At 39.2% G+C, this 21,615-nt stretch carries 20 protein-coding genes and 1 tRNA gene; 3 read left to right on the top strand and 18 right to left on the bottom strand.

Annotated features, from left to right (window positions below):
* Window position 1 precedes the first annotated feature (1 nt).
* The 6 genes from tgt to ruvC all read right to left on the bottom strand — a co-directional run bounded on the left by tgt (window position 2) and on the right by ruvC (window position 6,559).
* A complete protein-coding gene (gene tgt, locus ABE099_RS15630) occupies window positions 2-1,141 on the bottom strand; it encodes a tRNA guanosine(34) transglycosylase Tgt (protein WP_430032048.1) in 1,140 nt (379 codons plus the stop codon).
* A gap of 127 nt (window positions 1,142-1,268) precedes the next feature.
* Window positions 1,269-2,297 carry a tRNA preQ1(34) S-adenosylmethionine ribosyltransferase-isomerase QueA gene (queA, locus tag ABE099_RS15625; RefSeq protein ID WP_430032047.1) on the bottom strand — a complete coding sequence of 343 codons (1,029 nt, stop codon included), beginning with the start codon at window positions 2,295-2,297 and terminating at the stop codon, window positions 1,269-1,271.
* A 9-nt stretch (window positions 2,298-2,306) separates the two neighbouring features.
* Window positions 2,307-4,382, bottom strand: a complete 2,076-nt coding sequence (locus ABE099_RS15620; RefSeq protein WP_430032046.1) for a SpoIID/LytB domain-containing protein — start codon at window positions 4,380-4,382, stop codon at window positions 2,307-2,309.
* Between the two features lie 32 nt (window positions 4,383-4,414).
* Window positions 4,415-5,416: a Holliday junction branch migration DNA helicase RuvB gene (gene ruvB, locus ABE099_RS15615; RefSeq protein WP_430032045.1), complete on the bottom strand. Its 1,002-nt coding sequence runs from the start codon at window positions 5,414-5,416 to the stop codon at window positions 4,415-4,417.
* Window positions 5,417-5,438: 22 nt separating this feature from the next.
* Window positions 5,439-6,059: a Holliday junction branch migration protein RuvA gene (ruvA, locus tag ABE099_RS15610; RefSeq protein ID WP_430032044.1), complete on the bottom strand. Its 621-nt coding sequence runs from the start codon at window positions 6,057-6,059 to the stop codon at window positions 5,439-5,441.
* On the bottom strand, window positions 6,056-6,559 hold the full coding sequence (gene ruvC / locus ABE099_RS15605; protein WP_430032043.1) for a crossover junction endodeoxyribonuclease RuvC: 504 nt from the start codon (window positions 6,557-6,559) through the stop codon (window positions 6,056-6,058). The genes ruvA and ruvC overlap by 4 nt, the downstream gene beginning before the upstream one ends.
* A 248-nt stretch (window positions 6,560-6,807) precedes the next feature.
* On the opposite strand from ruvC, the gene ABE099_RS15600 reads away from it, so the two are divergent.
* Window positions 6,808-9,216, top strand: a complete 2,409-nt coding sequence (locus ABE099_RS15600) for a glycoside hydrolase family 3 N-terminal domain-containing protein (RefSeq protein WP_430032042.1) — start codon at window positions 6,808-6,810, stop codon at window positions 9,214-9,216.
* A 313-nt stretch (window positions 9,217-9,529) separates the two neighbouring features.
* Here the strand turns inward: ABE099_RS15600 and ABE099_RS15595 are convergent, their stop codons facing one another.
* The 3 genes from ABE099_RS15595 to ABE099_RS15585 form a co-directional block, all read right to left on the bottom strand.
* Window positions 9,530-10,216, bottom strand: coding sequence for a BofC C-terminal domain-containing protein (locus ABE099_RS15595; RefSeq protein ID WP_430032041.1), 687 nt, complete (start codon window positions 10,214-10,216; stop codon window positions 9,530-9,532).
* Between the two features lie 69 nt (window positions 10,217-10,285).
* Window positions 10,286-10,774, bottom strand: a complete 489-nt coding sequence (locus ABE099_RS15590) for a GNAT family N-acetyltransferase (RefSeq protein WP_430032040.1) — start codon at window positions 10,772-10,774, stop codon at window positions 10,286-10,288.
* A gap of 372 nt (window positions 10,775-11,146) precedes the next feature.
* Window positions 11,147-11,220 (bottom strand) — tRNA-Pro (locus ABE099_RS15585).
* A 392-nt stretch (window positions 11,221-11,612) separates the two neighbouring features.
* Between ABE099_RS15585 and ABE099_RS15580 the strand changes: the two genes are divergently transcribed.
* Window positions 11,613-12,167: a DUF1273 domain-containing protein gene (locus ABE099_RS15580; protein ID WP_430032039.1), complete on the top strand. Its 555-nt coding sequence runs from the start codon at window positions 11,613-11,615 to the stop codon at window positions 12,165-12,167.
* Between the two features lie 107 nt (window positions 12,168-12,274).
* Here ABE099_RS15580 and ABE099_RS15575 read toward each other — a convergent pair whose 3' ends face one another.
* From ABE099_RS15575 to ABE099_RS15555, 5 genes are all read right to left on the bottom strand, one after another.
* Window positions 12,275-13,252: an aldo/keto reductase gene (locus ABE099_RS15575; RefSeq protein ID WP_430032038.1), complete on the bottom strand. Its 978-nt coding sequence runs from the start codon at window positions 13,250-13,252 to the stop codon at window positions 12,275-12,277.
* Window positions 13,253-13,352: 100 nt separating this feature from the next.
* On the bottom strand, window positions 13,353-13,679 hold the full coding sequence (locus ABE099_RS15570; RefSeq protein ID WP_430032037.1) for an iron-sulfur cluster biosynthesis family protein: 327 nt from the start codon (window positions 13,677-13,679) through the stop codon (window positions 13,353-13,355).
* A gap of 422 nt (window positions 13,680-14,101) precedes the next feature.
* Complete coding sequence (locus ABE099_RS15565; protein WP_430032036.1) at window positions 14,102-14,854, bottom strand: class I SAM-dependent methyltransferase; 753 nt, start codon at window positions 14,852-14,854, stop codon at window positions 14,102-14,104.
* Window positions 14,855-14,890: 36 nt separating this feature from the next.
* A complete protein-coding gene (locus ABE099_RS15560) occupies window positions 14,891-15,235 on the bottom strand; it encodes a cupin domain-containing protein (RefSeq protein ID WP_430032035.1) in 345 nt (114 codons plus the stop codon).
* Between the two features lie 247 nt (window positions 15,236-15,482).
* Complete coding sequence (locus ABE099_RS15555) at window positions 15,483-15,794, bottom strand: cupin domain-containing protein (protein ID WP_430032034.1); 312 nt, start codon at window positions 15,792-15,794, stop codon at window positions 15,483-15,485.
* A gap of 150 nt (window positions 15,795-15,944) precedes the next feature.
* Here ABE099_RS15555 and ABE099_RS15550 point away from each other — a divergent pair, with 150 nt between their 5' ends.
* Window positions 15,945-16,622 carry a Crp/Fnr family transcriptional regulator gene (locus ABE099_RS15550; protein ID WP_430032033.1) on the top strand — a complete coding sequence of 226 codons (678 nt, stop codon included), beginning with the start codon at window positions 15,945-15,947 and terminating at the stop codon, window positions 16,620-16,622.
* 111 nt (window positions 16,623-16,733) lie between these two features.
* On the opposite strand, the gene ABE099_RS15545 is transcribed toward ABE099_RS15550, so the two are convergent.
* From ABE099_RS15545 to ABE099_RS15530, 4 genes are all read right to left on the bottom strand, one after another.
* Window positions 16,734-17,510, bottom strand: coding sequence for a Cof-type HAD-IIB family hydrolase (locus ABE099_RS15545; RefSeq protein ID WP_430032074.1), 777 nt, complete (start codon window positions 17,508-17,510; stop codon window positions 16,734-16,736).
* 125 nt (window positions 17,511-17,635) lie between these two features.
* Window positions 17,636-18,160, bottom strand: coding sequence for a CDP-diacylglycerol--serine O-phosphatidyltransferase (gene pssA, locus ABE099_RS15540; RefSeq protein WP_430032032.1), 525 nt, complete (start codon window positions 18,158-18,160; stop codon window positions 17,636-17,638).
* A gap of 141 nt (window positions 18,161-18,301) precedes the next feature.
* Entirely contained in the window at window positions 18,302-19,912 is a 1,611-nt protein-coding gene (locus ABE099_RS15535) for a sensor domain-containing diguanylate cyclase (protein ID WP_430032031.1), read from the bottom strand.
* Between the two features lie 263 nt (window positions 19,913-20,175).
* Window positions 20,176-21,582, bottom strand: a complete 1,407-nt coding sequence (locus ABE099_RS15530) for an NAD(P)-dependent malic enzyme (protein WP_430032030.1) — start codon at window positions 21,580-21,582, stop codon at window positions 20,176-20,178.
* Window positions 21,583-21,615 lie beyond the last annotated feature (33 nt).

Here is a 21,615-nt window from a genome sequence, read left to right as displayed (position 1 = left end):
ATTAAAAGCCTTTGGTATTACCATGTAGGCCATATTGCTCAAAAAACTCATCCCGAAAATCAAGCAAACGATCTTCACGAATTGCCTGACGCACCTGACTCATCAAATTAATTAAAAAGTGTAAGTTATGATAAGAGGTCAAGCGCAATCCGAAGGTCTCATCGGCCTTAATCAAATGACGTAAATAGGCACGTGAATAATTCCGACAAGTGTAACAATCACATTCAGGATCAAGTGGACCAAAGTCTCGCTCAAACTTAGCATTACGAATTACAAGCCTTCCTTGACTTGTCATCGTTGTCCCATTACGCGCAATTCGTGTTGGCAATACGCAATCAAACATATCAACACCACGAATGGAGCCTTCAATAAGCGCATCTGGTGAACCTACCCCCATCAAGTAACGAGGTTTGTTAGTAGGCAATAATGGCACTGTATAATCCAGCACCTCATACATTAAATGCTTAGGTTCGCCCACACTCAGTCCACCAATAGCATAACCTGGAAAATCAAGTGAAGTCAAATCCTTTGCACTTTGTTTACGTAAATCCTCGAACATTCCACCTTGAACGATCGCAAATAATCCTTGATCTTGTGGTCTAGCATGGCTATTTAAACAACGCTCTGCCCAACGAGATGTACGCTCAAGCGATTGCTTCACATAATCATATTCTGCGGGATAAGGCGCACATTCATCAAAGGCCATCATAATATCTGAACCTAATGCGTTTTGAATTTCCATCGCAACCTCTGGTGATAAAAATAATTTATCCCCATTTAGATGAGAACGAAAGTGTACGCCTTCCTCTGTAATTTTACGCATTTCACTTAAAGAGAAAACTTGGAAGCCACCACTATCTGTTAAAATAGGGCGATCCCAATTCATGAATTTATGCAAGCCACCCGCTTCACGCACGATGTCATGTCCTGGACGCAAAAATAAATGATACGTATTACTCAATATGATTTTTGCTTCCATTTCCTTTAATTCTTCAGGACTCATCGTTTTCACGGTTGCTTGTGTGCCTACAGGCATAAAAATTGGTGTTTCAAAGGAACCATGTGGCGTATGCACCACACCTAAACGAGCACCAGACTGCTTACACGTTTTAATATGTTCATAGGTTATTGCTGCGCTCAATCTCATCATCCATCCTCTATTTTAAAAATAACATCTTAATTAAGGTTCATCTTATAAATTAGTGGTAGACTACCATCTTGTTATTGTCAATCACTAATTTTTATTTAGATCTTTAATTAAGATACTCCTAATAAATGAACATTGCGTCACCAAAGCTAAAAAAGCGATAACGCATTTCAATTGCTTCACGATAGGCAGCTAATACATGCTCACGTCCCGCAAGAGCACTTACAAGCATTACTAACGTGGATTTAGGCAAATGGAAGTTCGTAAGCATCGCATCCACCAAGCCAAATTTATAGCCTGGATAAATAAAGATGCCTGTCCATCCACTAGTTTCAACAACGGGACCATCTCCAATTTGCCCCGCAACGGTTTCAAGTGTACGTGCAGACGTTGTACCCACTGCAATAATACGACCCCCACGTGCCTTCGTTTCATTTAGAATCTGTGCTGTCTCTTTAGACAACATATAAAATTCCTCATGCATAACATGATCCTCAACTCGATCTACGGACATGGGTCTAAATGTGCCTAAACCAACATGTAATGTGATAAAAGTAATTTGAACACCCATATCTGCAATCTGCTGTAAAAGCGACTCTGTAAAATGTAAGCCTGCTGTAGGCGCCGCCGCAGAGCCTTCATGCTTGGAATATACGGTCTGATAACGCTCACGATCGTCCAGTTTTTCTTTAATATATGGTGGCAAAGGCATTTGCCCAAGGCGATCTAAAATCTCATTAAAAATACCTTGATAGGTAAACTTGAGTACTCGTCCTCCCATATCACTTTCATCTTCAATGATTGCCGTTAGCTCATCACTAAATACAATCTCAGACCCTTTTTTCAACTTTTTACCGGGCTTCACTAATGCCTCCCAGCGGTCTTCTCCTAGATCTTTAAGCAGAAGCACCTCAGCTTTCGCCCCAGTATCCTTCTTCACACCAAACATTCTAGCAGGAATTACTCTTGTATCATTAAGCACTAAAGTATCCCCTGGCTTTAAATACGACAACAACTCATTAAATGTATGATGTTCCGTCGCCCCAGTCTGCTTATTTAGTGTTAAAAGACGAGAAGCACTTCGTTCTAAAAGTGGCGTCTGAGCAATTAATTCCTCTGGTAAATCAAAATCATACAACTCTACATCCATAGTTTATCTTCATTCCTTAATTATAGTTACATTTTGATAGTAGTGCTTTAATATATCCTCATAGCTATAACCTGCATCTGCTAATCCTTTGGCTCCCCATTGGGACATCCCGATACCATGACCATAACCACGACCAACAAACATGAAATTATTACTATTATCAACCACTCGTGCTTGCTCCGCACCTAATATGACCATTTGATTGGAACTTGCTTTCTGAGCTCCATCTGCAGTCATTACCGTTGATGTATTGGCTACAGTGCTTGTAGCTACACTATTACCAGCACCTTGTACAGTATACATTCCAGTGGGAACAATATCAAACAATGTGCTTGGTAAACCACCTAATGCCGAACGCCAGCTATCAGGATACTTAATTTTTAAGTCTTTTCCGTCGGCAGTAAGCTGAATAACACGACCAGAAGGCCCTCTCTGTGAAACAGCTAAATTAGAAATGGAGGCTGGAACAGGTGTCGTTAGCTTCCCCGTTAATGATTTAACTAATTGAGCAGAGGTGAACGGCCCACGCATCCAGTCATATTCATTTGATTGAGCCACCGTCGCTAACACAACGACCTGTTGACCGTTATTTAATGTCCCTACCCCAGCAACGTTAGATTGAATAAGCGGAAGAGGACGTACATTTACACCATTAGCCGTTGCTTTTGCATAAGGGAGTCCTGCATTGTTAGACGAACCTGTTAAGGTTACATTGTCTTCACGTACATAACCAGCCACTCCACTTGGCATTTGTATATAATACCATGACTTTAGTGCCTTTTGAGATACTTTATCCTCTTTACTTGGGACACTTGCAAAAACAGGGTCAACATTCCCCCAAGCCTCTGTAGAGTCTGCTGATACTCCACCGCTATTTGAAGAGAAAATACCTTCTACTACTTTACCGTTAGAGTAAATAACTTCTCCTTTCGTAGCATCCACAGCAGAGATAACACTTGCCACTTCCTTTTCAGTTCCGTTGTACACTTGACTTAGCGTCGTATCTACTAAACCTGCAACTTTAAATTTATTTACCTTCATATTAAATTTTGCAAAACTACGTGCCGCAACTGCTTGTGCTTTAAGCGCTTCTGCTCCCCAAGAGCTAGGTACCTCAGCTGCAACTACAGAGTATAAGTATTGATTCATTGGCAACTCATTTACTAAAGCAAGTTGGCCACTAAGTACACTAATCTCAAAATTGCCACGATACTTACGATTAGAGCGCTCTACTACCTGAGTTGGTAGATTACTAGAATTAGTAATATTTAAAACGGGCTTACTCCCATAAACAGCATAATGAGACACTGGGGATGGGGCAGACAAATTAAGCGTTACCTCTTGATGACTTAAAAGTGCTATTGGCATCTGATCAGGTGTAACAAGAGTTGTCCCCCCTCCAGCCTGTACCACTTCACCTTTGCGTGCAGCAAGCGAAGTCTCATCCACTTCACCACCTGCCCAGACCGCAAAGCTACTACTATCCTTAACAGCAATATAAGCATCCACATTAGCATCCATTAGCTTGCTCTGCATCGCTAGCGCTTGATCCTGAGAATTATATTGGCCTGCTTCATAATAATAGGGTCCCTTTGCACTTGCTTTTTGCCCACCTAGATCACTTGCAAGAGTGGAGGACACACGAGTAGCAGCCGTGTTAGCTTCCGCTTTACTGCCATAAGGACCTGTATAAATTTGATATACGTTCCCTTGTGAGGTATTAATCATATAAGCAACAGGCTTGTCTGACGTTGCTTGTAGCTTTTTAATCGCGGTAGCAATATTAGCCCAGTTAGTGCTTTGCATTGCTTTAACCTTAAAGCTATCAATACTAAATCTAGTAGTTTCATTACTGCTAGATTCAAGCCATGGCGAACCCGCAGGACCAATTTGTAATCCACCCTCACCTTTTAGTGTAACGACAGGCACAGTTAATTTATAATTGCTACCTGTATTCACGAATAAAGCAACTCTCACATTTTCTTCATTCGCATGTGTAGTCCCAACCGGCATACTTGTCCACATCATTATGGCTGCAAGTAAGCTAGCACCTACAGCTAAAATTTTGTTTCTTTTCATTTTCATCATGCACTCCCTCTCTGCTTTAAAATGTAAGCTTACATCTCAGGTATAGGTAATCCTAAATGATGATAGGCAGCAGCAGTTACTGTTCTTCCCCTAGGTGTCCGCTGAATAAAACCAATTTGCATCAAATACGGTTCATAAACATCTTCAATTGTCTGACTTTCTTCCCCAATGGTAGCAGCAATCGTATCTAGCCCTACTGGACCCCCTCGAAAGCTAGTAATCATCGCATTCAACATTTTATGATCGATTAAATCAAGGCCCATCGGGTCAACCTGAAGCATTTTTAAAGATTCTTTGGCGATTTCAGGAGTAATCATGCCATCTCCACGTACTTGAGCATAATCTCTCACTCGTTTAAGCAGGCGATTAGCAATACGTGGTGTCCCTCTTGAACGAAGTGCAATCTCATCCGCGGCATCTCCTATAATTTCAATTCCAAAAATATCCGCACCACGGGACACAATGTAGCTTAGCTCCTCCATCGTATACAACTCTAAACGGCTAACAACACCAAAACGATCTCTGAGTGGCGCAGATAACAGTCCTGCACGTGTGGTAGCCCCAATCAATGTAAATGGAGGCAAGTCTAGCCGCACGGATCTAGCACTTGGTCCCTTACCGATCATAATATCCAGCGCATAATCCTCCATAGCGGGGTACAAAACTTCCTCTACAGAGCGATTTAAACGATGAATTTCATCAATAAATAGCACATCGCCTTCTTGTAAATTCGTTAATAATGCAGCTAAATCACCCGGTCGCTCAATCGCTGGTCCTGAGGTTGTTCTGAGGCTTACCCCTAGCTCATTTGCAATAATATTTGCAAGTGTCGTTTTACCAAGCCCCGGCGGGCCATATAGCAATACATGGTCTAACGCTTCCTTACGCAATTTGGCTGCCTCAATATATATTTTCAAGTTTTCCTTCACTTGATTTTGTCCAATATATTCTGCTAAATAACGAGGGCGAAGACTAAATTCAACCGCCTGATCCTCCATCATCAGATTTGCAGAAATAATACGATCATCCACCTATATTCCTCCTTTCTACCATTTATGAACCTGCATACAGCAGTTTAAGTGCCTTCTTCATCACGACATCAATGCTATCGTTAGCAGAAATCTGATCATGCAATTTCTTCCATGCAGAGTCAAGCTCTGAATCTGTATACCCTAGCGCTTTCAGACCTTCCCTTGCCTCTTGCCAGCTAGAGCTAGACTCTTTGGCACTCGCTTCCACCACAGCAAAGTCATCAAATAAGGAGGGAGCACCCATATCTTTCAATTTATCTTTGAGATCAAGGATCATGCGTTGTGCGGTTTTTTTCCCGATCCCCGGTAATTTAATTAAGAAATTAATATTTTCTTGATGAATTGCGGCAATGACTGCATCTGGGTTCCCACCACTTAAAATACCTAAGGCTACTTTAGGCCCAATCCCAGATACCTCGATCAGCTTACGGAACAATCGCCGTTCCTCTTGACTTGTAAAACCAAATAATAATATGGCATCCTCACGTACATGGTGGTGCGTATAAATTGTTACGACTGAGTTAGATTTAGCACTATAGTAAAATGGATTAGGGCAATATACCTGATAACCTACACCTTGTACATCAAGCGCGACATAATCAGCTTCAATGTAAGCTACTTCCCCCCGTAAAAAATCGATCATGATTTTAATACCTCATTTATTTTAGAATTTAGTATATAGGAATGTGCATGACAAATCGCTACTGCAAGTGCATCTGCTACATCATCTGGCTTAGGTATCGCTTGTAGCTTTAAAAACATACGAGTCATTTCCTGAACCTGTTTCTTTTCAGCTTTTCCATATCCAACAACGGCTTGCTTCACCTGCATAGGTGTATATTCAGCGATGGGTAAGCCTTTTTGAGTTGCCGCTAAAATAAGCACCCCTCTAGCTTGACTTACAGACATCGCATTCGTGACATTACGATTAAAAAATAACTTTTCAAAGGCAACCGTATCTGGTTTATATTTCTCTATCAATTGTACCATTGCTTCATAAACGTGCAGTAGACGCTCCTCATCTGGTGTGTGTGCCTCTGTTTGAATACAGCCATATTGAACAGGAGTGATTTTATGTCCCACTTTATCTATAAACCCAAAACCAACGATGGCGATCCCAGGGTCAATTCCTAATATTCTCACGTTTTCCCTCTCCCTACCTTCAAGCTAACCGAACATATGTATTCATTATACACAATTCATGCCTATCAGACATATATAAGCTCTATCTATTTTACATTAGTTCTTGGATAATAGTTGTGGTATTCTGCTATTTTTTGTGCAAAACGAATAGTATAATAAGAATTACAATCATTAAAGCGCATACATACATTTACTTCATCCTTGATTGCTTGAGTTTGCATAATTGAAAAAAGAGGAGAATTAATAAAATGACAACTGCAATTTATCGTAATTCATCCTACTCATGGCAACAACGAACAGAAGATTTAATCGCTAACATGACTTTACCAGAAAAAATTGCCCAGCTCACCTCGACACGTTTAGGAGATTTACTTTCAAGTGTTGAACAGTTTACCTTTTCATCTGAGCTAGCTACAAGGCATATCCCACATGGATGTGGTTATATTGCCCGTATCGGTGGAGCGACAGATTTGTTACCGCATGATATGGCAAAAGTCATGAATACAATTCAGCAACATTTTATTGAGGAGACACGCCTAGGTATCCCTGTATTTTTTATGACAGAGGCGACCTCAGGTGTACTTAGTCGAGGACATACCTTATATCCACAAAATATCGGAGCAGGTGCAATGTTTGATGAGGCGCCGATCACTAAGATGGCAGATGCTATGCGTCAAGAAATGCTCGCGACAGGTGAACGTTGGGCGCTTGGTCCCGTCATTGATGTGATTCGTGATCCACGTTACGGAAGATGTGAGGAATCCTTTAGTGAAGATTTTTACTTAACAAGTCAATATGGTGTTGCCTATGTCCAGGGCCTGCAATCGCAAGATCTGTCCCAAGGTGTCATTTCTACATTAAAACATTTTGTAGCCCAAGGGATTAGTGATGGAGGGCGGAACTGTGCACCGATCCATGTAACTGAACGTGAACTACTAGACGGATATGCAATTCCTTTTGCCGCTACGATTCGTGATGGGGGCGCTTTAAGTGTGATGGCCGCTTATCATAGCATTGATCAAATTCCCGTCCACGCTTCTTCCACTCTTTTACGAGACATGTTACGGGATAAGCTTGGCTTCACAGGAATTACACTATCCGATGGCACAGGTATTCAGCTTATCAACTCATTTCATGATTATTGCCGTACCCAAGAGGAAGCAACAAAACTTGCTATAGAGGCAGGAATTGAATGTGAGATTGATTTTATGTTTTCAAAATATTTACAGGATTTAGTTGAAAAAGAAATTGTAGAAGTTGCACTTGTAAATGCCGCTGTCTATAAAATATTATCGCTCAAATTCCGAATGGGCTTGTTTGATCATCCTTATGTCGATGAAGAAAAAGTTGACGCATCGCTTTGTACGCCAGAAATGATAGCCATATCCAAGGAAATGGCGCTCCGTTCGATGACTTTGCTCAAAAATGAAGGACAGCTGTTGCCTTTAGAACCAACTAATCCTAAGCTGCGTAAAGTCGCAGTCATAGGGCCACTAGCACATAGCAAAAAGTTTGCGTATAGCGATTACTCCTATCCTTCACATATTGAAGATATGTTTAGGGGTGCTGAAAATTTACCAGAGGAAGAAATGCTCACAAAGGCGCTATTTTTCAAAAAGCAACAAACACGCTACGAGGACTTGTATCATGACATTCCGACCGTATATGAGGCATTAAAGCTGGCATTGCCACACACGGAGGTTGTGTATGCCCAAGGGCTTAAGGATACGTATAACTATGCTAACAGCCCAGATTTTGAACAAATTGAAGACGCTATAGCCATCGCTCAGGATGCAGATGTGATTATCGCCGTATGTGGGGATACAAGCGGAATGGGCGGTACCAATGATAGCGGTGAATCTACAGACCGCATTGAAATTGGCTTATCCCATGAGCAAAAGAAGCTACTCCGTGCGTTACATGCTACGGGACGTCCTGTCGTATTAGTATTATGCAACGGTCGTCCACTGGAGCTATTAGAGGAAAGCAACACGATGAACGCTATTCTTGAGGCATGGAAGCCAGGGATGTGCGGAGCGGAAGCGATCGCCGAAACGTTAATTGGTGTGAACAACCCAGGTGGCAAGCTCTCTGTTACTTTGCCTAAAGCGCTTGGTCAGGTTCCTGTGTATTATGCTCAGCTTGCAACGGGTCATAAACAATTTTGGCGGCAAACTTACTTAGAAATGGATGTCGCTCCACTTTACCCGTTTGGTTATGGCCTTAGCTATACTTCGTTTGAAGCAAGCGAGGTGGAAATGCTACAGCATGAAGACGGGATTACAGTCAAGGCAACAATTACGAATTCGGGAGCACGTGCTGGGGATGAGGTCGTGCAGGTGTATATACGCAAAAAGTACGCAAGCGTGCTTCAGCCTGAACGTGAATTAAAGGCTTACAAGCGGATTACATTAGCACAAAAAGAAGCGGCAGTGCTGACGTTTGAAATTGCCTATGATTCCCTTGGTTACCACAACGTAAATATGGAGCTTGGCTTAGAGAACATCCAGCTTGATGTACTGCTAGGCTTCTCATCGCAGGATATTGTCGCAGAGCAACAATTTGAGCTACAGTTTGCACAAGGGTTTCATGCGATTACTAGACCCATATATACAAATACAGTTGTGTTAACAAAAGCACAAGTAAATAACGCTTAAGTTACCACATAATAGTTGATTAATTTTGTTAAAAGAAAAAAGAAGCTTCTAGCTCACACTCTATAGTGGATGGCTAGAAGCTTCTTATCTTTTGAACTCAATCTTTAAATTAGTGGTTGACAACTACACCCTAAGCTAGCGAAGGGACAGAGGGATTCTGGAGAAGTGGAACGTTCGTCTCTTAAAACCAGGTTTTTACAATCAAATGATGAATAACTATAAAATCTGGTTTTAACAACGATCGGAAGAACCCTCTGTCTCGAGCCTTCCATCTCCATTGTTATCAACCACTTTTTTTAACTTGAGCTCTCTTTTAATCATTTTGATTAATAACTCCTTCAGTTGCTCCTACTGCAAATTCACTAAACGTAGATAATACACTATCAAATTCCTCTACATCCTGAACGCGTATCCCCTTACGGATTTGCTCCATTTCCTTTTGCGGCAATACACTTTCCATCGTTTCTACATCAAGCTGAAAAAAGGTTTTCAGCACCTTTTCTTCTTTTGGTGTACCGTCAAATAAACTTAAATTGCCTAACCGATCAATCCCAAAATACCCGTTTCGCTCACATTCCGTAGACAATGCATTAATGTGCTCCTCTAGCCACACATCCCCACCATTTCCGATGCGCCCGCTCCAGTCTGGATGTTCCTTTAACAACGATGTGATTTCATCTGGCTTCATAATGCCTAACACCGTCGTTTCATCTCCACATATATACTTTTTACTCAGATGTACGATTTTAGCCTTACCTGAACGTTGGATATCTAACAGCCAATCAGGCGTATCCTCATCCTGCAACTTATTATCCTGTAGCAGGCCTAACGTTTCCTTCACAATCGGTTCACTTGTCATTAACGCTTCCATCTGCTTAGAAAGTTCCAGTCCCTTCCATGCCATAATGGCCACCAGAAAGCAGGCTAACCCCGTCCAAATTGCTCTACGCCATCTTCTCAGCCGTCTTCTTAGATGTTTACTAATTGCGAAGATATTCACGTTTTATCCCCTTCTATCGGTCATTATTTAATCATTAGTTTGACCTTAGATAGTAGGAAATATACACCATTAGACATCATGTCTTATTTTTTTCACGAGCAATAACTCATCACAAATCGGAATATCATCATAACCAAGCAGAGGAATTTGCGGTTTTATTTTTCTTGCTTCTAGCACAGCATCAGGGTAAATCATTTGAAGTCGATACCCTCGCTTTTGATAAAATTTCAAAGCTCTTAAATTATCATTGGTTGTAATTAGCTTCACACTTTCACAATGAAGGCGTTTTGCTTCCTGCTCTACCATCGCTAGTAGCTGACCTCCAATACCTTGACCCTCATTCAAACTATCTAAAGAAATTATTTCTAGCTCCTGTTCTCTATAAACATATGTAATTAATCCAACAATGTCCTCATCAGCATCAAGTGCAGCATATCCATCTAATTCATCGCCCTGATACACCCCAGAGGATATAACCATCTCAGCACTTCCCCATTGGGTTCCAAAAAACTGTGTAATCAGCGCTCTATTTATTTCCTTAGTCGAAACAATATTCACACTAACACCCTCCTTTGTAAGAAACTATTTTAGTTAAGTTCATTATTAAATTGGTTGGCAACACCCTAAATTAGCACAATTTAAACACAAATCAGTAAACAAAATTAAAGGAGCATTGTATATGAAAACATTAATCATTTTGGCACACCCTGACATTTCTAGATCTGTGGCTGTTCCTGGCACAGCACAACCGGTATTCACCATATAACTACTCCACTACTCTCCTAGTATAAATATTTGACTTAACTTTAACATAAGCAGGTTATCAGCACACTATAATTGTCTCATAACAAAAAAAGACTTAACAAGAAATTTCTTTTCTCGTTAAGCCTTTTTCAGTGCAGCTTATTACATAAGCCATTCTTGCAGTTATCGGGACGACACGATTTGAACATGCGACCCCCTGGTCCCAAACCAGGTGCTCTACCAAGCTGAGCTACGTCCCGAAAGTAGTATATCCTCAGAAAGGATAACAAGAAGATAATACCATAAATAAAATAGTAACGCAACACTTTTTTATGATATAAGAAGCTATAGTGATATAATAGAATAGATTAAAACATAAATAAACTAATAAGATTCTTTATTTAAATTAGTGGTTGACAACCACCCCAAGCTAGCGAAGGGACAGAGGGATTTTGGAGAAGTGGAACGTTTGTCTCTTGAAACCAGATTTTTACAATAAAATAATCAATAACTATGAAATCTGGTTTTAACAACGATCGGAAGAACCCTCTGTCCCGAGCCTTCCATCTCCATTGTTGACAACCACTAATTTTTATTTAGAGCCTCTAATAGTTCTCAATTTAAAACTATTTTTAGGAGCGACAACCTAATTATGATAAAAAATTTGCTCGTCACCGGCTATCGTGCACAAGAGCTTGGTATCTTTAACCAAAAGCATGCTGGTATTCCTTTTATAAAGCAAGCCATTATGAATAGACTTATGCCTCTCATTGATCAAGGCTTAGAATGGGTTATTACTGGAGGGCAATACGGTGTAGACCTGTGGGCATGTGAGGTTGTACTCGCACTAAAACAAGAGTTCCCCCAGCTTAAATGTGCGATCATTACTGCTTTTAGTAATCAAGAAAGTAAATGGAGTGAAGAAAAACAACTTTATTATGAAGGAATCACTACCAAAGTAGACTTTGTTACTTCGGTAAGTAAAGAGGAATACAGTGGTAACTGGCAATTTTCAGCAAGAGATGATTTATTGCTTCGTAAAACAGACGGTATATTATTGTTATATGATGAAGAAAATGGTGCGGCTAGCCCTAAATACATTAAAGAGCGTGCTAGAAAAAAAAGTATGGTGGATGGCTATCAATTGTTCATCATTACCCCTGAGGAAATTCAAGACATTGCGAATGAATCTAGCTTAGAATATTAATTTTATGATTGGATAATTGTATTGCTGCAGCCCTATTAAAGCCCGATTGCTTTAAATCTGCACATTAATTGGGTCACAATCGGACTATAAAAGGCTTCACTAAGAGATTACCAAGAATACGCTTCTGGTGCTGGTCTACCTGGTCCAGGGAAAATTTCATTTAGCTTCGCTAATACTTCTTCTGTAAGGACGACATCAACAACACGTAATGAACCCTCTAGCTGCTCCAATGTTCTTGGTCCGATAATCGGAGCGGTTATTGCTTTGTTTGACAATACCCATGCGAGGGCAACCACATCTTGTGCTTCACCAAGCTCTTGGCATAAAGACGCAAACTGTTCTAGCTGTGTGCGATACTTTTCGATCTCCTCTGCTTTTTTACTACGCTTTCCTGTTCCCGCCAAAGCGTTACGTCCTAACAATCCACTTGCAAGTGGGCTCCATGGAATGACACCAAGCCCATGATGCTCTGCTGAAGGAATTACTTCAAGCTCTGGTGTTCGTTGTAATAGGTTGTAGAGATGCTGTTCAGACACAAGCCCTTGGAAGTGCCGTTCCTTTGCCGCAGCTTGTGCTAAGGCAATATGCCAGCCTGCAAAGTTGCTTGAGCCGATATAGTCTACCTTACCTTGCTGAACTAGGGATTCAAAGGCACCCCATAACTCATCCCAGCCTACATTTCGATCGATATGGTGCATTTGATACAACTCCACATGATCGGTTTGTAGTCGTTTAAGTGAGGCTTCAAAACTTCTTCTTATTTTATAGCCCGACAGCCCTCTTGCATCATTTGGTCCATCTAGCTCATTATTCATATTGCCATATACTTTAGTTGCTAACACAACCTTTTCACGTCTGCCTCCACCTTGCTTGAACCAACGTCCTAAAATTTCTTCAGTTAGTCCTTTCCGATCCTCAGCTCCACCATAAACATTTGCGGTGTCAAAAAAGTTAATGCCGGCATCTAAAGCCGCATCCATAATTTTAAATGCATCTTTTTCTTCTGTCTGTGTGCCAAAATTCATTGTGCCTAGACAGAGACGACTTACCTTTAACCCTGACTTGCCTAAATAAGTATATTGCATCAAAAAGTCCTCCTTACAAGATTTTAATTTTCAGTATAGGTGTCTCATAATTTGTCCCTATGTTTTACTATAAACCTTAAAGTAGACTTTAACTCAATGATTACTTTTTAACTCGTAAATCTCTGATTTGAACACGAGTGCCATAACTTGAATTATCACTGAACAATTTAAACGTAGGGAACTCTGGGTCACCCTCTAAATACAATTGCTCATTATAAAAAATTTGATGCTGCTGATCTACAATAAAATGAAACTGGTCTGAAGGTACGTTCAAATCGGTCTGTAATGGCGCATCAACAAGTAATAACACATTGATCCCTTCACATCCACAGCCTTCTGTATCATAAAAAACTTTGAAATATCCAGGACGCTCTCCTAGTGCAGTACCAAGCTTGTGACTAGCCAACTCATCTATTTTAATATGCATGTCATGTCCAACTCCTTATTTGTTTAAATTTAATATTACACCAAATTGGTATGAAGTAAAATTCTCGTAACACCCCTGCCATTTGGATTTAGTTCACTTATGACAGACGCTATAAAAAACACCACCTAATTAGATAGGGGGGCTATCCGATAAGGTGGTACCTTTTAATTATTTAATTTCTAGAAAATACAAAAATTGCTTCTAAATCTTGAAATCAGTGCTTGCCAAACTTCTAGACTAGCGAAGAGACAGAGAGATTCTGGAAAAGCGGAGCGTTCGTATCTTAAAATCAGATTTCAACAATTAAGTTTTTAATACAATAAGAAATCTGATTTTAATAACGATTGAAAGAACTCTCTGGAGCGCAGCTTATACCTGTGGTCTTAGGCAAGTTCTGATTTCCGATTTAGTTACAATTTTCGCTATTTTCTACTCGCCACCGCAATATACTCCATCTTCACCTCAGGGTGATTAAAAAAGGAGTACATTTTTTTGAACATACCACGATTTTCTTTTTTAAGGCCGTTACGAATAATCTTTAAGGTTCCTAATAAACCCTCATCACGGATCATTCCTTTAGGAGACATCAAGCTCATATCCCCATGAGAGGTCGAGACTACAAAACCTTCCTCTTTAAACACCTGCTCCCAACGGCTTAAAGTTAATGGCTCAACATTGACATGAATCGTTTTGCGCAATGACTCAATTGTGTCTGCCATATCCTCCTTGGCAAGCATCACATCATGGGTAAGTAGGATGCCACCTGGCTTAAGTACACGATAATATTCTGAGATCGCCTTTTGCTTTGATTTACCATTTAACATCGTTAACATTGCTTCATTAAAAACAACATCAAACGTTTCGTTCTCAAACGGTAATTTCATAGCATTAGCTTGTTGGAGTGTAATTTTATTTTCTAGGTTGTTAACAGAAATGTTGTGTCTTGCCTTTTCCAGTACACGTGGGTCCATATCTACCGCTGTAATGTGACAACCATATGTTTTAGCAAGCTCCATCGAAGTGGTACACATGTTACATGCAACTTCTAGCACTTTCTTACTTTCATTTAAATTCGCTTGTTCAATTAGCCAGTTAGTCGCTTTAATTCCTCCTGGGCGCAAGCGTTTTTTGCCAAGTCTAGCTAAAAAGGTGTGTCCTACCTCATGTTTTGTCATCTCGTCCCCTCCTTTCCTCTTACCGTGCCTATAAAACTAAGGTTTTACGATAATTAAGAGCATTTTAAATGAATCCTGGGCTGCTCGTAAACCATGCGGAATTGTAGATGGCATAATAATCGTTTCACCTGCACGTACGTTATACACGTCATCACCAATAGTAATTTCAGCAACACCTTCAATGACGTTAACCATCGCATCACCTGGAGACGAATGCTTTTTAATTTCTTGCCCTTTATCTAACGCAAACAAAGTCATCCCAAAGTTAGGGCGTTGAACCAACGTCATGCTAGAAGTTTGTTGAGGCTCAACAGTCACTTGTTGATCTAATCTAATTACGCTTGCCTGTTCTAAATTTCTGATTAATGTTTGATTTTCCATATTAAATTCCTCCTAATATTTAATTTAATTAAGGTTCATTATTTAAATTAGTGGTTGACAACAACCCAAACTAGCGGAGGGACAGAGTGATTCTGGAGAAGTGGAACGTTCATCTTTTAAAACCAGATTTCAACCCTCAAGTTGTCATAGAATAAAAGGAATCTGGTTTTAACATGATCGCAAGAACCCTCTGTCTTGTAGCCCTCCATTTTTATCATTGTCAACGAATAATTTGTTAGATCCTTAATTAAATGTGCACAAACTTACATTGACCAATTGCCTGTAGTGTATGAAGCTCATTTTGTGGAATGATAATAGACTGCTCAGCTTGCAATACAAAGGATTGATTGCTTAGAATCACTTCTAGTGAGCCTTCAAGCATGTATACTAATTTGTCAGTTGGGGAGCATTCTGAGCTAATGCTTTCATTTTCAGCTAATGCCAACAAAACGATATCCTTATCCTGCCCTAGGGACAAATGTCTACTATTGATCTGGTGCTTACGATATTGAACAACCTCCTTGAGCGTAAATGGTTGCCCATTCTCATGATTATTCAATGTCATTCTCCTTTCTAAGCATTGAATTTGAACCACTTATTTCATATAATAAATTCATATAGCAAGTGAGAATCCTTCTCAACTATTATTACAATAACAGGTTTCATAATAAAAATCCGTTGCCATGGCAACTTGGAGGGTAGTGAATACATGAAAGATTATATGCCTTTTTTTGAAAATACAGATTTATTTCGTGATTTCTCTACCGATGAGATCGTTGCTGCACTGTCCTGCTTAGAAGGAAATATTCAGAAATATAAAAAAAAGGATATTTTATTTATGCAAGACAAGCCTTTAACTGCAGTAGGTTTAATTTTGCGTGGTACCGTATATTTAACGAAAGAGGATGCTTCAGGCGCCTTCTCCATTTTTTCAGAGCTGACGGATGGCGAGCTTTTTGGAGAAACAGCTCTTTTATTTGAACAGGAATATAGTGGGTATGGTGCGTATGCGGCAGAGGATAGTGAAATCTTATTTATTCAGATGCAAAACATTACGAATCCTAGCGGTTCTTTATGTGCTATTCGTGGAAAAGTTATTGAAAACTTATTAGCATTGATCGTTAAAAACAATCGACTCCTTTATCATAAATTAGACATAGTATCTCATAAGTCGTTAAGACAGCGTATTTTACACTATTTAGAATTGCAGGCACGTCGAAACCATTCCTCTTCATTTTCTATCCCGTTTACAAGAGCTGATCTTGCAGATTATCTCACTGTAGACCGCAGTGCCTTATCTAGAGAGCTACGACGGATGGAGCAGGATGGACTTATCAAATATTCAAAAAATCAATTTCAGCTATTAGGAGAGCCTCAACAATTTTAAATCTTTTAGAAGAGCCTTCATTAAAATAAAAAACCTATCGGTAGCATCTCATTTCTCTTGGGGCTAAACCCTTGATCAACTGGAACTTTCTACTGAATAGGTTTTAATTTTTTACAGCAAACCAACCATTTTCAAGCCATGTAAAATTCCATCTTCCTCAACACGCTTGGTTACATATTTTGCTGCTGCCTTAGCCTCTGGCAATCCATTTCCCATAGCAACACTATTAGGTATGCTTTTTAACATATTCACATCGTTTAATGCGTCTCCAAAAGCGTATTGATGCTCTAATGCGATCCCTAATCTTTCAGTAAGTTTAGAAACGCCAACTGCCTTAGAGCCTCCACTAGGCACAACATCCGTTGCATCAATCCCACATCGAATGAAATCGAACGCCTTGAATACTGTCTCATAATACTTTTCTTCCTCTTGGTGGCACAAAAGTAAGGCTTGATAAATTTTTCTGTTTTTATAAAAGAAAGGATCATGTTGTGGAATAAACATTTTGTGTTGCCCGACTGAGGTTCGTAACAATTTCTCCTCTGGCATGTTGGCCTTCATGTCTTGTGCATCGACATATAAAATGGGATGATCATGCTCTAAAGCAAGCTCAGTTAACATCAATAATGCATCTTCATCTAATGCCCGATCATAGATTACTTCATTTCTTAAAACAACATATTGACCGTTACAACTCACATACGTATCAATCTCTAATTCCTCACGTATATTTTGAAACATAAACGGTGCACGCCCTGTTGCAATTGCAACCTCATGCCCTAAGCCTTTCAGATCCATAATCGCTTGCTTTGCAGAAGGAGGAATATTTTTGTTAGCATCAAGCAATGTGTCGTCAATATCAAAAAAAATAATCTTTTTGTCAGTCATGTTCCCACCTAACTTTCTGTCCATCAATTTTCAAACAATAGTCCCCACCATTATAATTGATGAAACGCGTTACAAGTCAACTATACCCCAGTAATATGTACGCAATAATAACGTATTGTTAAACATTATTTTTGCCCAATATTTCTTTTCAATGACGGAAATGGGACACGACTTACCATTAAAAAGGATAATAAGCCTATTATAGGTACAAATATCCAAGGATTTAAATTCTCACTAAGTAGAGAGGATAACGCTAACAATAGTCCTGCCGCTGTAATCGGCATGCCTACAAATCCTGTCGATGGAGCGGATAAATTAAAGCGTGCAAGTCGTAACGCTCCACAAGCTATAAATAGAACTACAATCACTATACCCATCCAATCAATATCACTTAATTTAAATAAAAAAATTAAAAATGCAGGTGCTACCCCAAATGACACTATATCCGCTAATGAATCCAACTGCTTACCGAAGTCACTACTGCAATGTAGCCACCTTGCTACTAAACCATCCATCACATCACAAACGGCTGCTACAATAATCATAATTAACGCTGCCGTATACATCATTTGTATCGAGAAAAATAAAGATATTGCTCCAGTTATTAAATTTCCGATCGTAAAAAATGAAGGTAACCAACTCCACTTCATTTGCATCTCTCCCTTATTAGCCAAGCTTATTATTTCCATAAAATATAATAGCATGTATTTTAATTTACACTCTTGAATCATAAAAGTAACTAATACCTTTACGGATGAGAGGTGTAAATGTTACAAATATCATCAAATTATTTAATTTTTCTCCTTATCTAAGCTTTGAACAATTACGGTTTTATTTCTGCCTTCCTCCTTAGCTTGATAAAGTGCAGTATCTGCAAGATGGAATAATTCAGTCGCACTATTTGCATGAAAAGGATACACAGCAATTCCTACAGATATAGTAATAGGATGATCAAGTGACATATCCGTTTGTTGAATCGCAATTCGAATCTGCTCTCCCATTAAAAAGGCAGTGCGACTATTTGCATTAGAGAGCATGACTACAAATTCTTCGCCACCAAAACGTGAGCAGACGTCATTTTCTGTTACCTGTTGAATAATGACAGACGATACCTTTTGAAGAACAATATCTCCAGTTTGATGTCCATATGAGTCATTGATTACTTTAAAATGATCGATATCAATCATTAAAATCGCAAAGGGATGCTGCTCAGCCACCCATTGTTGGATTGTTTCCTCAAACATTCTGCGATTCGTTAAACCCGTTAGCACATCTGTTTTTGCTTGATATACTAGCTGATCGTGTTGGCGTTGGAAGTTTCGGATTGCACCAACTACCGTTCGTGTTAACACATCTGCTTCCCTATTCCAATGTGAATGTAAATCAGGGATTTCAATATTCCCTTCTTCTAGCTGCTGAATTGAATTAGCTAAAATAACAAATGGTCTAGCCAAATGTCTTGCAATCCACATTACAACAAGCATTAATAATAATATAGGGAACAAAATATTCGTAACAAGGACTTTTACATGGTTTTCTAGCTGCTCATAAATATTTTCCGTTGGAGAAACAACAACAATTCCCCAATCCGTTGAAGGGGATTTAATAAAGCCAACCAAAGATTTCATACCTTGGCGATCAACATACTCCTGCTTCCCACTTTTACCTTCTTGTAGCTGCTTAATAATATAATTTGAACTGATATCTACACCTATAAGATCCCTTTCAGGATGATAAAGCAATTTCCCAGTAGAATCCACAATATAAAAATAAGAGGGGTCATCTTTTTTTATTTGGCTACCAAACATTTTATTAATAATGTTCGCTTCCTGTAAATATACAGTTCCACCAATAATCCCTTGATATTCGCCTTTTGTATTAAATATAGGCTCACTTATGAACACAATTCTGCGTTTTGTCGTTTTGGTTGTATATACTTCAGAAATATAAGGTCTTTGAGAATTTATAGCTTTTAGCATCTCATTTGAAGTGACATAAGTGCCTTGCGTTCCTATACTTTTGGGTGAAATCGTGCTAACCAATCCATTTTTATTGATGACTGCAAGTGAATTAAAATAGTTACTACTGTGCCGAATTAGCTCTAATTGATTTTCTAAACTTTTGGCATCTAACGATTCTCCAGAATCACCGATCACATCTGCTGCGTATTTCAAGCTTGATTGCATCGACTCAAATAAAATGTCCATCGATTGACTCATCTGGGTTGCGTTAGAGTAATTTAAAACTAATGTATTGTCAATTAACGATTTTTTTTGGGTTTGTGTGAAGGAAAATATAGTGATGGAAAGTGTGATTAACAAGGAGAGGCTTACAAATCCAATAAATATAACTGGCAAGCTTATCCTCTTTTTCTTAAAAAATGGATGTTGCTGTAAAATCATGAATGTGCCCCCCTCGGACAACGGTATACTAGCGTTTATTGTATCTTATAGACAGCCATAGTATCCCCGTCCTGCGCTGAAAAAACAAAAATGAATATCAATATAATAATACCACCTCTAGCTATAAAACTCAGTAGTAGTTTTGTTGCATCAGTCTTTTAATATAAATTACACCAGAACAAAACCCACAGCATCTATTTTAGCAAATAGAATACTATGGGCATCGTTCTTAATTATACCTATATTTGGGAGGTAGGTATTTATTAATTTGTTTTACGCGCTATTTTGCTTTGAACTGCAGCTTCAGCTACTGCTGTTTTAATACGTTCAACTACTCGAGTATCAAATGCATCTGGTATAATGTAGGTTTCGCTTAATTCCTCATCTGTAATTACAGATGAAATCGCTTTTGCAGCTGCGAGCTTCATTTCATTGTTGATGTCAGTTGCTTGGGCATATAAAGCACCTTTAAAGATACCAGGGAAGCATAATACGTTGTTAATTTGATTCGGATAATCTGATCTTCCTGTTGCCATCACGCGAACATGTGGTGCTGCCAAGGCAGGATCAATTTCCGGTGTAGGGTTTGCCATTGCAAATACAATCGCATCTTTATTCATATTTTTCACGTCTTCAACTTTAAGAATGTTAGGCGCTGATACACCGATAAATACATCCGCACCTTTAATCACTTCAGATAACATGCCATTTTCTTGGTTTGGATTTGTGATTTTTGCGAATTCATTCCAATGCTCTTTATCGTATTGAATATTGGATGAAATTGCTCCTTCACGATCGACACCAATAAGGTTCGTTGCCCCTGCTTCTAACAGCATTTTAGAAATGGAGATTCCTGCTGCACCACAACCATTAACGATAATTTTAACTTCATTAATTTTTTTGTTACATACCTTTAATGCATTCAATAGTCCAGCTAACACTACAATTGCAGTTCCATGCTGGTCATCATGAAAGACAGGAATATCTAGTTCTGCTCTAAGCCGTTTCTCAATCTCAAAGCAACGAGGAGAAGAAATGTCCTCCAGATTGATACCGCCAAATGTTGGTGCAAGTGCTTTTACGATTGAAATAATTTCTTCTGTATCTTTGGTATCTAGACAAATAGGTACAGCATCGATATCTGCAAACTGTTTGAATAATGCCGCTTTCCCTTCCATTACTGGCATTGCAGCCTTAGGGCCAATATCGCCAAGGCCTAACACTGCTGTTCCGTCTGAAACGACTGCAACCGTATTTTTCTTGATCGTTAAATCATATGCTTTTTGTTCATCACGAGCAATTTCCAAGCACACCTTAGCAACCCCTGGTGTATATACTTTAGACAAATCGTCTTTAGTTGCAATTGGATGCTTTAAAGTAACTTCTACTTTTCCGCCCTCATGTAGCTTCATAATTTCTTGGAAACGCTCAACGATATCTCCGCCGCCAAGCTGTGCAATCGCCTTTTCAATCCCTTGTTGCTTCTCTTTATCTTCTATACCGATATTAATATTTTCAAAAATAAGGCCTTCTTCAGTTTTTACCTGAACCTGTTCCATACTTCCTTGATACTTTTCTACAATCTTTTTAATATTATCAATGTAATTGCTATCACTATTGTATTGGACGTTTACAGTAAACACATGAGAATGATCGATAACTTTATTCAAGCTAATCGCCTCCATAAATTGTTTTTATATTTT

The organism is Paenibacillus turicensis (genome assembly GCF_050461185.1).
Classification (GTDB): Bacteria; Bacillota; Bacilli; order Paenibacillales; family Paenibacillaceae; genus Fontibacillus; species Fontibacillus turicensis_A.
Note: the sequence above shows the minus strand (reverse complement) of the source record. Positions and strands in the feature narration are given on the sequence as shown.

Coding starts and splice junctions, on each gene's coding strand:
- queA (WP_430032047.1), bottom strand. CDS start 2,297: ATGGATGTAGAGTTGTATGATTTTGATTTACCAGAGGAATTAATTGCT.
- ABE099_RS15620 (WP_430032046.1), bottom strand. CDS start 4,382: ATGAAAATGAAAAGAAACAAAATTTTAGCTGTAGGTGCTAGCTTACTT.
- ruvA (WP_430032044.1), bottom strand. CDS start 6,059: ATGATCGATTTTTTACGGGGGGAAGTAGCTTACATTGAAGCTGATTAT.
- ABE099_RS15600 (WP_430032042.1), top strand. CDS start 6,808: ATGACAACTGCAATTTATCGTAATTCATCCTACTCATGGCAACAACGA.
- ABE099_RS15580 (WP_430032039.1), top strand. CDS start 11,613: ATGATAAAAAATTTGCTCGTCACCGGCTATCGTGCACAAGAGCTTGGT.
- ABE099_RS15575 (WP_430032038.1), bottom strand. CDS start 13,252: ATGCAATATACTTATTTAGGCAAGTCAGGGTTAAAGGTAAGTCGTCTC.
- ABE099_RS15570 (WP_430032037.1), bottom strand. CDS start 13,679: ATGCATATTAAAATAGATGAGTTGGCTAGTCACAAGCTTGGTACTGCA.
- ABE099_RS15565 (WP_430032036.1), bottom strand. CDS start 14,854: ATGACAAAACATGAGGTAGGACACACCTTTTTAGCTAGACTTGGCAAA.
- ABE099_RS15560 (WP_430032035.1), bottom strand. CDS start 15,235: ATGGAAAATCAAACATTAATCAGAAATTTAGAACAGGCAAGCGTAATT.
- ABE099_RS15550 (WP_430032033.1), top strand. CDS start 15,945: ATGAAAGATTATATGCCTTTTTTTGAAAATACAGATTTATTTCGTGAT.
- ABE099_RS15545 (WP_430032074.1), bottom strand. CDS start 17,510: ATGACTGACAAAAAGATTATTTTTTTTGATATTGACGACACATTGCTT.
- pssA (WP_430032032.1), bottom strand. CDS start 18,160: ATGAAGTGGAGTTGGTTACCTTCATTTTTTACGATCGGAAATTTAATA.
- ABE099_RS15535 (WP_430032031.1), bottom strand. CDS start 19,912: ATGATTTTACAGCAACATCCATTTTTTAAGAAAAAGAGGATAAGCTTG.